Origin of the sequence: Flavobacterium sp. CLA17 (assembly GCF_013112255.2) — a bacterium.
GTDB classification, from domain to species: Bacteria; Bacteroidota; Bacteroidia; order Flavobacteriales; family Flavobacteriaceae; genus Flavobacterium; species Flavobacterium circumlabens.
In genome coordinates this window covers 3194174-3207234 of record NZ_CP068294.1, presented here as the reverse complement: position 1 = coordinate 3207234, position 13061 = coordinate 3194174, and the positions used below count along the sequence as shown (strand labels likewise).

The following is a 13061-nucleotide window of genomic DNA, read 5'->3' as shown; positions in this document are numbered from 1 at the left end:
TTTAACGTATTAATTTTCTTATTTTACACCAAAACAAATAAAACATGAAATTACCATTTATAGAAATCATTGAAGCTACAACATCTGACCCCAATTTACTGATGTGGAAATTTCATGATGAGGATAAAGAAATAAAAAATGGGGCCAAATTAACAGTCCGGGAAAGCCAGCATGTGCTTTTTTTGAATGAAGGTCAGCTTGCAGATACCTTTTTACCGGGAATGCACACCTTATCTACTGAAAACATTCCTGTTTTAAGCAGATTAAAGGGCTGGAAATACGGATTTGAAAGTCCGTTTAAGGCCGATATTTATTCTTTCAACACACACCAGTTTATCAATAACAAATGGGGAACTCCTGCCCCTATTTTGCTTAACGACCCACAATTTGGACAAGTAAGAGTAAGGGCGTTTGGAAGTTTTGATATGAAAATTGTGGACGTGGCTACATTTTTTCGTCAGTATGCCGGAACCTACGGGCAGCTTACCATTTTTGAACTGCAGCAACAATTAAGGGATTTTGTAGCGCCAAAATTTGGAGAAGTACTGGCCAATGAAAATATTTCGGTAACAGACGTTGCCGGTAATATAACGCAACTGGGACGAAAAATAGAGCCTTACTTAAAGCCTTATTTTCTTCAATTAGGAATTGAACTGACACAATTTGTAATCACAAGCGTAACACTTCCTGAAGAGGTAACTGCTCATTATGATAAGATTACCAACATGAATATGGTGACAGATATGGATAAGTTTACCAAATTCAACACTGCTAATGCCATAAGCGAAAAAGGAACCACTGTTCACGATGCCACCCAAAATGCATTGGCTATGGGAATTATGATGAACCAGATGCAGCAAAACAAACCCGAAGTAAAAGAAGACATAACTTCTAAGCTTCAAAAAGTCAAAACCTTATTTGATACAGGTTTGATAGACGAAGAGGAATTTAAAGCAAAAAAAGCCGAATTACTAAATTTACTATAAATGGAAGAGAAAAAAATCATTTCCTTTTTGGAACGGCTTAAAGAAAAAGCGCAACAACAGGAAAATTACGGTGGAAAAACTGAAATAAATGAAGCGAAAATGGATGCAAGATCTTGTCCGAATTGTGGAGCAGGACGTACCAAACATGACGGAATTACAAGTTGTGGCTACTGTGGGTTTGAATTTATAAGCGTAAAACTTACTGATGGTGTTTATATTAAAAAAGAAGACAATTCACTTTAAAAGAAAATAAAATGTTTGGATTATTTAACAAAAATTCGGGATCTGAATCGTTGCCTGAATGGTTCACAACTCTTGAAGAGTCAAAAGAAAGATTGTTTTTATTTTTGGATAAACTGGAAGCTAAAATGGAAGAATTATGCAATGCAGCAATTCCGGAATTAAAAGAGCAGCTGGCCAATGATGAAGACATGTACAAAAGGACTTTTCACAGGGTTTATGCAGGTATAAATGGCCAACTTTCGAATATCAGAGAAAAAGCGCGTGATGTTTATGATGAGAAAATCAATGATTTGTATGACAATTTAAAATCCGAAGTATCGGTATTACATCCGCATTATGATTTGTTGTCCAAATTCAGAACCGAATGCTCAGATAGATACAATAAGGAATTTGAAGAAAAGTATCAGTACTGGCGAAACCAATTAGAGAAAACACAAGAGCGTGATCTTGAAATTGAATACCAAAAAATATTAGCCGAATACGATGAAATAAAAAATAGTTTTAATTGCAAACAGTGCGGAGGCAACATCACCATCGAAAAAATATTCTTTATTGATACCTATATTGCCTGCTCCCATTGCCAAACCCAAAACACTTTTGAACCGAGTTCACAAGCCCGGAACCTGCAAAATTTTGCCAGAAATCTGGCAGAACAAAGAGTGTCGCACTTACTCGAAATATACCATACAGAAAACAATAAGGAAAGAGAACTGTATCACGAAAGACACGAACTGAGTCTAAGTACAATACATGAAAAAGACAAAAAGATCCTTGCACAAAATCAGTCGCAAATGGATGATCTTGAAAATAGACGCAAAGAAGTCATCAAAAATGCCCCAAAATTATACCATGTTTATTTACGCGCCATGTACGACGAATGGAATAAAATTACACCGGATTTAAAGGAGCATCATGAAAAATTGTACGAAAATCAAATAAATTATTAATTAAAAAACAGACAAATGTTTAAAAACCTTTTTGGTTCTGGAACCAATGAACAATCAGAGGATCAGAACAATAATCAAAACCAACTTTCAAACGAGGAAGATTTTGAAAATGAGTATCAGGAAACAGAATATGATCCTGAAACACTGCATGGTACACATTATGATGTAGACGATTTTGATGCGGAAGTAGCAGAAAGATCAGAAGCCTGGATTCAGGACGAGCGCGACAGCGGAGAGGAAATGGACGAAAAAGACGTGCAAAACACCTACTTCAATTACCGAAGAGAAGTGTATAAAGAATGGAACAACTGTGACAGTGACCAGATGATTCGATGGGAAAATGCCAATTCCATGAAATACCGCGGGGTACAAACTTCCGGGTTTGTAAAAACCACTGATGACAATCCGTTTTTGGAGCCTGTTCATGGCATATCCTTAAAAGAATATACTGCAATGTGTATCAAAATGAGCTCGGGAGTAGATTATATCGATGTTTGCAAAGCTATGGGTATCGAACCTGTAATCTGGCAGGAATTAAATACAATCTGGCCACAGCGTATGGCAGAAGATACCTCTTTTACGGTAAGTACTTTGTTTGGACAATATTATGCCGAAAATGTCGTGATTCCACAATTAGAGAATCTGCAAGCAGCAGTATCAGAAGATGGAGCTGCAAATCTTGAAAAAATAAAAACAGATCGTTATTTCTACGAGGAACTGGCCGGCGCAAGACAGGCAGCTTATGAGTACGGAATGGACGGCGCACAATGGATTCTTGACAATTACGGAATCAATCTTGCCGATTTTCAATCGGTTGCCATGCAATGGTCAACTGAGCAGAATCAAAATTGGAATTCTGATGATATTATTGAGTTTTCAAATTACCAACAGGAAAAACAAAAAGAATACGCTGAAAAATTTGCAGCTGAGCAAGGTGGAAACATTGCTGATGATGTAACGTTTTAATTTCGTTTCCATAAATTCATTACATCCGGTTTGTTCATTCAAGCCGGATTTTTTTATGGCATGTCCCGCCAAAAAAGCGGGGTCGGGCTATCTGCTAAATCTTTAGTTCCGTTTCTCTTCACAAAAGGATATCGCTGCTATCCCTCATGCACAGATTTGGTTCTGTTGCATATAGCTACGTCTACGTTTTAACTTTGCCTTTTTTAAATTCTTAAACTTATGAATACGAAAGGGCATTGCTATCCGAAATCTATTATACTGCAGGCACTATATTTTAAACTTAGGTTTACATTAAGCTATCGGGATGTTGAAGAGATAATGAAAATGCGAGGAGTTCATGTTGATCATGCAACTATTCAGCGCTGGGTTTTTAAGTTTACACCTTTCATTGAGTCAGAGATGAAGAAGAGAAAAGGTAAAGTAGTTACAAGTTGGAAATTAGATGAAACCTATATCAAAGTAAAAGGTATTTGTTGTTATTTATATAGAGCAGTAGATAAACTAGGTAATACAGTAGACTTTCTTTTAACCAGAAGAAGGAAGAGAATGAGCGCGCAGTCATTTCTAATTAAGGCAATTACTAATAACTGCTGGCCAAGAGTAATAAAGATTTACAAAAGCGGTTCTAATACTGCCGCTATCAAAGTCTATAACAAGCGTTCGTTCTCAAAGATTAAAATCCGGCAGTGTAAATATCTCAACAATATGTAGAACAGGATTATTGTTTTATCAAGTGGAGCATACAAAACGGATTAGGTTTTAAAAGTTTTGAATCGGCCAGAAGAACATTGAGCGGAATTGAAGTTGTGATATGCTGAGGAAGAATCAGATGGTTAGACCAGAGATAATTATGTTTAAATCATTTTGTAAATTGGCGGGCTAACTTTTAAATTACTTAAATTCTTATATTTGATTCTGATAGATTCGACAGAACCTTTGAAGTTAATAAGGGCAATATTAAGTTCAATTTATTTAATGATAATTGTCGAAAGTATCAAGGAAAGAGATAATTGTTAACTAAAATAAAATTTTGTAATATTTAGTATAATAGTGTATTATGTAATTATTTATATCATGATTTGCTATTATAATTAGATCTATTTGTTAATTTATTAGTTTTTTTATAAGTAATTTAATTAGTACATTTGAGAAGCAAAATACATTGATAGTTGCAACCATACTTATTTTACCAGATAATTTAAGCAAGATGCCTTATAAAAATATTCTACAAATTGATGATGACACAGACGACTGTGAATTGTTTCTGGAGGCTTTAGAAGCTGTTTCTACAGCACTTTATACCTCAATTAACGATCCGTTACTGGCATTGAAAAAACTGGTTGCAAAAGAGATTCAGCCGGATGTCATTTTTCTTGATCTGAATATGCCTATTATGTCGGGTATGGAATTGCTGGGAGAATTAAAAAAAACAGGAATTATTAAAAGATATTCCTGTTATTATTTTTTCGACCTCTCAGTTCGAATACATTAAAAGAGAAGCCAGAGATACAGGAGCATTTGACTTTATATCAAAACCAAATAACTTTAACGATCTTAAAGGAATTCTTACAATATATACGGTGGATTAATTCGTGACTTTTGAAGTGCTTCACCGTATATGAGTTTATTAACCGGTAGTAAACATTTCGATTTTAATTTTTAACAATGAAGTTATCGACTCAGATTCTTTTAGCCTTTACCCTGATAATTTTTTTGTCCGTTGCGGACTCCTATACTAATTATATGCTGTCAAAGAAAGTACAGCGCAATTCACTTTTTTTGGCAAGGTCAGAAGAAATTATTCGAAATTCCAATAAAACCCATAAAACAATTATCGAGATGCAGAGTGCCTTTCGGGGTTATCTGCTGACGGATGACAGAACCTTTCTTCATTCTTATTATAAAGGAATAAAGATGGTTCCTCTTTTAATAAAAGAACAGCAGCAGCGAATTGGAAAGGCAGGCAAACAGTGGTTAATATTAGATTCTATTAGCGTACTTCATACCGATTGGCTCCAATATTCGGAAGAATTGGTTAAGGCACGAGGAGCTAAATCAGAATCGTATAAAAACCTATTCGAGAATTCGTTAAAAAAACATGTTGGAAAAAAGATAAACGATGCCATAGCCGGAAAGTTTTCGAGGTTTGATAAAATAGAATATAAAAAGAGAAGATATCATACCGATATGCTGTTTGGTTCTATTAGATATGCACATTCTTTTTCACTTATTTTTCTCACTCTGACTGTTATTGTGGGCGTATTGAGCACGCTGTTTATTATGTATGTAACCAATAGGAGAATCAATTCCATGGTACGTCTTGCCGAAAATATTTCAAAAGGTAATTTTACAATAATGAAAGATACCCGAAACGATGAACTCACTCAGCTTGCAACTTCACTAAACAGTATGTCATCAAAATTAGATAAAAATATCCGCGAACTAAAAAATAGAAATGCCGAGCTCAATAAATTTGCATATGTAGTGTCGCATGATCTTAAAGCGCCTGTTCGCGGTATACATAACGTCTTAAGCTGGATACAAGAAGACCACGACAAAGAACTTTCTCCTGAACTTAGAAAGTATCTTAAAATCATTCCGCAGAAAACCAAACGCATGGAGGCTCTTATTAACGGTTTATTAGAGTATGCCCGACTTAACATAAAAGCAGCTCCTGAAAAAATCAATACCAATGCATTGGTTCAGGAAATTACAGATTCCATAATTACCAGAAATATAAGTTTGGAGATAGATGATCTTCCGGATTTGTATACGGAAAGAATAAAATTAGAACAGGTATTTGCTAATTTAATTAGCAATGCAGTAAAATATACGCCTCAGGAAGGAGGGAAAATTAAAATCAGCTGCAGGAAATTTTCGGACTTCTATGAATTTTCTATACGTGACAATGGAATAGGAATTGCGCCGGAGTATCACCAAAAAATATTTGAAATATTTCAGACGCTTCGGGAACAAAATGAACAGGAGAGTACAGGAGTTGGGCTGGCAATTGTAAAAAAAATTATCGATGACCAACTGGAAGAAATTACAGTTAAATCAGAATTAGGAAAAGGTTCCGAATTTATCTTTACCTGGAGAAATAATTAAGTTATGAAAAAACCAACCATTTTAATAGTGGAAGATGATGAACTCGACATTATAAGTGTAGAGCGATCGTTAAAAAAATTAGAAAGTGAATATGTGCTTTATTCGGCCTACAATGGTATTGAAGCTTTAAGAATACTCAGGGATCCCAATTTAGGATTATTTCCTGATGTTGTACTTTTAGATATTAATATGCCAAGAATGAATGGAATAGAATTTTTGAAAGTGATAAGGGAAGATAAAAAACTAAAAGATCTAAAGGTTTTTATCATGACCACTTCTTCAGAGTATGAAGATCGGCTGGAGTCTGAAAAACTGGGAATATCAGGTTACATAATAAAACCTCTTAATTATACAGAGAATACCAAAAGATCCGACTCTATGGATGCCTTTGTACAATTTCATTTAAGGAAAATATTGCTCGATGAGAATATATAAAAGGCAAAAAAATACTGTCATTTAATTTGAAAAATGACCTAAAAAATATAAAATATTTTTAATTCATGCTATAAAGAATTATGAAAAACACACACGTAGAGTTCGAAGAATCTGTTTTGACAGATGCAGAATTTTTAAAGATTTTAATAAAAGTCAAAAATGGTAATTTTACCCAGCGTTTTCCAACCGATCAAAGCGGAGTCAAACGCTCTATTTGCGACACTTTGAATGAAATCATAGATCTTAACGAAAGAATGGTTTTTGAATTTCAGAAAGTAGGGAAAAGCATTGGTAAACAGGGAAAATTGACCAATAGGGTAGCCCTGGATGGTGCAAGAGGTTCCTGGAGTTCTTGTGTTGATTCGGTAAACACCCTTATTTCAGATCTGGTGCATCCTACCATTGAGATTGCACACGTAATTACCTCGGTGGCAAAAGGAAATCTGTCACAGGAAATGCCGCTTTCGATTGAAGGAAATCCGCTTCAGGGAGAATTTTTAAGAATCGCCAAAGAGGTTAACGGAATGGTAAAACAGCTGAATTTATTTTCTATGGAAGTGACCCGTGTGGCACGTGAGGTAGGTACGGAAGGGAAACTTGGAGGTCAGGCAAAAGTAAGAGGAGTTGGCGGAGTTTGGAAAGATTTGACCGACTCCGTAAATAAAATGGCCTCGAACTTAACAGGCCAAGTACGAAATATTGCTGATGTAACAACCGCTGTAGCAAAAGGAGATTTATCAAAGAAAATTACTGTTGACGTAAAAGGAGAAATCCTCGAACTTAAAAATACCATCAATACGATGGTGGATCAGCTGAACTCTTTTTCTTCCGAAGTTACCCGTGTAGCGAGAGAAGTAGGAACCGAAGGAAAACTGGGAGGTCAGGCCCAGGTAAAAGGAGTTGGGGGAACCTGGAAAGATTTAACCGATTCGGTAAATCAAATGGCCTCGAACTTAACAGGTCAGGTACGAAATATTGCCGATGTAACCACTGCCGTAGCAAAGGGAGATTTATCGAAAAAAATTACCGTTGATGTAAAAGGAGAAATCCTGGAACTTAAAAATACCATTAACACAATGGTGGATCAGCTGAACTCTTTTTCTTCTGAAGTTACGCGTGTGGCGGTAGAGGTAGGATCAGAAGGAAAGTTGGGAGGTCAGGCAAAAGTGAGAGGAGTTGGTGGAGTGTGGAAGGATTTAACCGATTCGGTAAATCAGATGGCCTCCAATTTAACAGGCCAGGTACGTAATATTGCAGAAGTAACTACAGCGGTAGCAAAAGGAGATTTATCTAAAAAAATTACAGTAAACGTTGCTGGAGAAATCCTGGAGCTTAAAAATACAATTAACACTATGGTGGATCAGCTGAACTCCTTTGGTGCCGAGGTAACTCGTGTGGCACGTGAGGTAGGTTCAGAAGGAAAACTGGGAGGTCAGGCCAAAGTAAAAGGAGTTGGGGGAACCTGGAAGGATTTAACAGATTCCGTTAACCAAATGGCATCGAACTTAACCGGTCAGGTACGTAATATTGCCGAGGTAACAACCGCCGTAGCAAATGGTGACCTTTCTAAAAAGATTACGGCTGTAGCCGAAGGAGAAATCCTGGAGTTGAAGAAAACCATTAATACCATGGTGGATCAGCTGAACTCATTCTCGTCTGAGGTAACTCGTGTGGCACTTGAGGTAGGAACAGAAGGAAAACTGGGAGGTCAGGCAAAAGTAAAAGGAGTTGGAGGAACCTGGAAAGATTTAACGGATTCTGTAAACCAAATGGCTTCTAACTTAACGGGTCAGGTACGTAATATCGCTGAGGTGACGACTGCGGTAGCAAAAGGAGATTTATCGCGTCAGATTACAGTAGATACAAAAGGAGAGATTTTAGAGCTTAAAAACACCATTAATACGATGGTAGGCCAGCTAAACTCTTTTGCCTCTGAGGTAACCCGTGTGGCGCGTGAAGTTGGAACGGAAGGAAAACTGGGAGGTCAGGCGCAGGTAGAAGGTGTTGGTGGAACCTGGAAAGATTTAACCGATTCGGTAAATCAGATGGCTTCTAACTTAACGGGTCAGGTTCGTAACATTGCCGAGGTTACCACAGCTGTGGCAAAAGGCGATTTATCCCTTCAGATTACGGTGGATGTAAAAGGAGAAATCCTCGAACTTAAGAATACAATTAATACGATGGTGGATCAGCTTCGGGGTTTTGCCTCGGAGGTAACAAGGGTTTCCAGAGAGGTGGGAACCGAAGGAAAACTGGGAGGTCAGGCCAATGTGCCGGGAGTTGCGGGAACCTGGAAAGATTTAACAGATTCGGTGAACCAGATGGCAGGTAACTTAACCGCTCAGGTACGTAATATTGCCGATGTAGCGATTGCGGTGGCTAATGGCGATATGTCCCGAAAAATTACAGTAGACGTTCGTGGGGAAATTCTACAGTTGAAAGAAACCTTAAATACCATGGTGGATCAGCTTCGTGAATTTGCCTCCGAAGTAACCCGTGTGGCTCGTGAGGTAGGTACCGAAGGAAAACTGGGAGGTCAGGCGAATGTACCGGGAGTTGCGGGAACCTGGAAGGATTTAACAGATTCCGTTAACCAGATGGCGGGTAACTTAACCACCCAGGTTCGTAATATTGCCGAAGTAACTATTGCGGTTGCGAACGGGGATATGTCGAAAAAAATTACGGCCGACGTTCGTGGAGAGATTCTTCAATTGAAAGAAACTGTAAATACAATGGTGGATCAGCTGCGTGCCTTCGCATCAGAGGTAACTCGTGTGGCGCGTGAGGTGGGTACCGACGGAAAACTGGGAGGACAAGCCTTCGTGCCGGGAGTAGCCGGAACCTGGAAAGATTTAACGGATTCGGTGAACCAGATGGCATCGAACTTAACCGGTCAGGTACGTAATATTGCCGATGTAACAAAAGCGGTAGCAAATGGCGACCTTTCGAAACAAATTACCGTAGACGTAAAAGGAGAAATTCTTGACTTGAAAAATACCTTCAATACGATGGTAGAACAGCTGAATTCGTTTTCATCAGAGGTAACTCGTGTGGCGCGTGAGGTGGGTACAGAAGGAAAACTGGGCGGACAATCTGAAGTAAAAGGTGTTGCCGGAACCTGGAAAGATTTAACCGATTCGGTTAACCTGATGGCTTCGAATTTAACGTCACAAGTACGTGGAATTGCAAAAGTTGTAACATCTGTAGCAAAAGGAAATCTAAAACAAAAACTATCGATTGATGCCAAAGGAGAGGTTGCACAACTTACCGATACCATCAACGAAATGATTGATACACTGGCAACCTTCTCAGATCAGGTAACTACGGTTGCCCGTGAGGTTGGAGCAGAGGGAAAACTGGGAGGTCAGGCCAATGTGCCGGGAGCTTCGGGAACCTGGAAAAACTTAACAGAAAACGTAAATCAGCTAGCAGCGAATCTGACCACGCAGGTACGTGCGATTTCTGAGGTGGCTTCTGCGGTAACGCAAGGAGATTTAACGCGAACGATTGGTGTTGAAGCAAAAGGTGAGGTTGAGGCATTAAAAGATACCATCAACCAGATGATTTCGAACCTGAAAGCAACAACATTGCGTAATCAGGAACAAGACTGGCTGAAATCAAATTTGGCGAAATTTACCCAAATGCTTCAGGGACAAAAGGAATTGAATTCCGTAACCAAAAAAATCCTGTCAGAGCTTGCAACCGTTGTAACTGCTCAACACGGATTGTTTTATATCCTTCAGGAAGATGAACAATTCATGGATTCCAAATTAAACCTGATCGCTTCTTATGCTTACATTAAACGAAAAAATTCGCCTACGCAGTATGCAATGGGGGAAGGATTGATCGGACAGGTTGCGGTAGAAAAAGAACGAATTATTTTAAGTAATGTTCCCAAAGATTATATCAGAATCAATTCGGGACTGGGAGATGCCAAACCAAAAGATGTCATCATTCTGCCGGTACTTTTTGAAGGGCAGCTGAAAGCGGTCATCGAACTGGCATCGCTCGATACTTTTAGCCAGACGCATTTGGATTTTCTCGAAGGATTAACAGAAAGTATAGGAATTGTACTGAATACAATCGAATCGAACTCCAGAACAGAAGAGCTTTTGGTGCAATCCCAATCGTTGGCAGGAGAGCTTAAAAGTCAGCAGGAAGTACTGAAAAATACGAACGAAGAACTGGAAGAAAAAGCATTCTTACTGGCGAACCAAAAAGAAGAAGTAGAACTTAAAAACCAGGAGGTTGAGGTAGCGAGAAAAGCATTGGAGGAAAAAGCCGATCAGCTTACGCTGACTTCCAAATACAAATCGGAGTTCCTGGCAAATATGTCGCACGAGCTTAGAACGCCACTGAACAGTTTGCAGATTCTCGCCAACGAATTAATTGCGAATCGTGACGGAAATTTATCGGAACAGCAGATTCAATTTGCCAAAACGATCAATTCCTGCGGAGATGACCTTATCCAGCTGATTAATGATATCCTGGATCTTTCAAAAATTGAATCCGGTTATATTTCTGTTGAATATAATCCGATTAGTTTTGTTGAAATCAGCCGATTTGTAGCCTCAACTTTCAACCCAATTTCTGCCGCGAAACACTTACGATTCAAAATTGAAATGGACGAAAACCTGCCGGAATTAATGGAAACAGATTCGCAAAGGCTAAATCAGATTCTTAAAAACCTTTTATCGAACTCGTTTAAGTTTACTGAAAAAGGAGAAGTTTCCTTTAAAATATATAAAGCAAATAAGAATTGGAAAACAAAAAATGCCAATCTTGAAATGGCAGAAGCAGTCGTTGCTTTCGAAATTTCAGATACCGGAATCGGTATTTCAAAAGAGAAGCAAAATATTATATTTGAGGCGTTTCAGCAAGCCGAGGGGTCAACCAGCAGAAAGTATGGCGGAACGGGTCTGGGATTATCCATTAGCCGTGGACTGTCTGATTTATTAAACGGAAGTATCGAACTGGAAAGTGAAACCAATGTGGGAAGTAAATTTACCCTGTTCCTGCCTCTGAAATATATTTTTATAGAGGAAGTAGAAGATATTGAAATAGTGGGCGAAATAGAGGGAAGCGCGCCACTGAAAAGCCGTTTGAAATCAATGCCGGCAAACGGATTTAACCGTTCTGATATTGATTTGTTCTTTGTCGATGAAGTCGGCGATGACAGAACAGATATCAAACCCGAAGATAAAGTACTATTGATTGCAGAAGATAATCTGACTTTTGCCAAAATAATGCTCGATCAGGCACATCAGCACGATATTAAAGCCATTGTGACTACTAAAGGGAATGATGTAATTGATTTTATCAATCAGTTTCATCCGCATGCCATTACAATGGACCTTAATATGCCAGACACAAGCGGCTGGAAAATATTAGACCGATTGAAAACCGATTTCAATTTACGTCATATTCCGGTTTATATTATTTCTGGTGAGGACGAGCGAAATAAGGGCCTGAAACGGGGTGCGAGAAATTTTCTGCTGAAACCCGTTAAAAATGATTCGTTAACCTATCTTTTTAATGATATTCATGATTTCAAAAATAAGAAAGCCAAAAATCTTCTGATTGTCGATGATAATGAATCAGATCTTCAGAGAATAGTTGAGGCAGTAAAAGGAGACGATATCAAACTCTATAGCGCTCAGAATGCGCAGGAAGCGGTGAATTTGCTGCGAGAATATTCTTTTGATTGTATTATTTTAGATTTAGTATTGCCGGATGCAGATGGACTGGATCTTTTAAGCGATCTGGAAAATAATATTGCAGGTCAGGAAACGGCACTTATTATTCATTCTGCCGGAGATGTAACTAAAAAACAACGCGCCAGATTAAATCGATTTGCGCATAGTATTATAACCAAATCCGTAAATTCGCTGGATGAATTAGTCGATCAGACAGCTTTATTTATGCACAGGGTTCACAAGGAACTTCCGGAGGAAATGAAAGAACGTATCGAATCTTTTTATTTGAAGGAAGATGTTTTGCTGGGTAGAAAAGTATTGCTTGTCGATGATGATGTTCGAAATTTATTTGCACTTACTACAGCTCTGGAACGTTATGGTCTGGTTGTAATTAGTGCAGAAAGCGGTCAGGAAGCAATTAATTTACTTAATGTAGATGAAGCGATAGATATTGTGCTTATGGATATCATGATGCCTGAAATGGACGGTTATGAGACGATGAAAAACATAAGAAGTGATGCCAGACACAAAGATCTTACTATTATAGCCGTTACGGCAAAAGCAATGAAAGGCGACAGACAGCGTTGTATAGAATCGGGTGCGTCCGATTATATGACAAAACCGGTTAATGTTGAACAACTATCTTCGTTAATGCGGGTTTGGCTTAAATAATAATTAGA

General features: G+C 38.2%; 8 protein-coding genes and 1 pseudogene. All 9 read left to right on the top strand.

Annotation, left to right across the window (positions count from 1 at the left end; genetic code table 11):
* The first annotated feature begins 44 nt into the window (after positions 1–44).
* Positions 45–986, top strand: coding sequence for an SPFH domain-containing protein (locus HAV12_RS13105; RefSeq protein WP_171570047.1), 942 nt, complete (start codon positions 45–47; stop codon positions 984–986).
* Positions 987–1229 (top strand): hypothetical protein, encoded by a 243-nt coding sequence (locus HAV12_RS13100; protein WP_171570046.1) that lies wholly within the window; start codon positions 987–989, stop codon positions 1227–1229.
* 11 nt (positions 1230–1240) lie between these two features.
* The gene (locus tag HAV12_RS13095) at positions 1241–2176 is read left to right on the top strand and encodes a hypothetical protein (RefSeq protein WP_171570045.1); all 936 of its coding nucleotides are present in this window, start codon (positions 1241–1243) and stop codon (positions 2174–2176) included.
* A gap of 15 nt (positions 2177–2191) precedes the next feature.
* Positions 2192–3142: a DUF6620 family protein gene (locus tag HAV12_RS13090; protein WP_171570044.1), complete on the top strand. Its 951-nt coding sequence runs from the start codon at positions 2192–2194 to the stop codon at positions 3140–3142.
* Between the two features lie 219 nt (positions 3143–3361).
* Positions 3362–4025 (top strand): annotated as a pseudogene (locus HAV12_RS13085) (IS6 family transposase).
* A gap of 324 nt (positions 4026–4349) precedes the next feature.
* Positions 4350–4634: a response regulator gene (locus HAV12_RS13080; protein WP_171570043.1), complete on the top strand. Its 285-nt coding sequence runs from the start codon at positions 4350–4352 to the stop codon at positions 4632–4634.
* A gap of 173 nt (positions 4635–4807) precedes the next feature.
* Positions 4808–6250: a sensor histidine kinase gene (locus HAV12_RS13075; protein WP_205423311.1), complete on the top strand. Its 1443-nt coding sequence runs from the start codon at positions 4808–4810 to the stop codon at positions 6248–6250.
* 3 nt (positions 6251–6253) lie between these two features.
* On the top strand, positions 6254–6685 hold the full coding sequence (locus HAV12_RS13070; RefSeq protein WP_171570041.1) for a response regulator: 432 nt from the start codon (positions 6254–6256) through the stop codon (positions 6683–6685).
* An 80-nt stretch (positions 6686–6765) separates the two neighbouring features.
* Positions 6766–13053, top strand: coding sequence for a HAMP domain-containing protein (locus HAV12_RS13065; RefSeq protein WP_171570040.1), 6288 nt, complete (start codon positions 6766–6768; stop codon positions 13051–13053).
* The last annotated feature ends 8 nt before the right edge of the window (positions 13054–13061 follow it).

Coding starts and splice junctions, on each gene's coding strand:
- HAV12_RS13070 (WP_171570041.1), top strand. CDS start 6,254: ATGAAAAAACCAACCATTTTAATAGTGGAAGATGATGAACTCGACATT.
- HAV12_RS13075 (WP_205423311.1), top strand. CDS start 4,808: ATGAAGTTATCGACTCAGATTCTTTTAGCCTTTACCCTGATAATTTTT.
- HAV12_RS13065 (WP_171570040.1), top strand. CDS start 6,766: ATGAAAAACACACACGTAGAGTTCGAAGAATCTGTTTTGACAGATGCA.
- HAV12_RS13105 (WP_171570047.1), top strand. CDS start 45: ATGAAATTACCATTTATAGAAATCATTGAAGCTACAACATCTGACCCC.
- HAV12_RS13100 (WP_171570046.1), top strand. CDS start 987: ATGGAAGAGAAAAAAATCATTTCCTTTTTGGAACGGCTTAAAGAAAAA.
- HAV12_RS13095 (WP_171570045.1), top strand. CDS start 1,241: ATGTTTGGATTATTTAACAAAAATTCGGGATCTGAATCGTTGCCTGAA.
- HAV12_RS13080 (WP_171570043.1), top strand. CDS start 4,350: ATGCCTTATAAAAATATTCTACAAATTGATGATGACACAGACGACTGT.
- HAV12_RS13090 (WP_171570044.1), top strand. CDS start 2,192: ATGTTTAAAAACCTTTTTGGTTCTGGAACCAATGAACAATCAGAGGAT.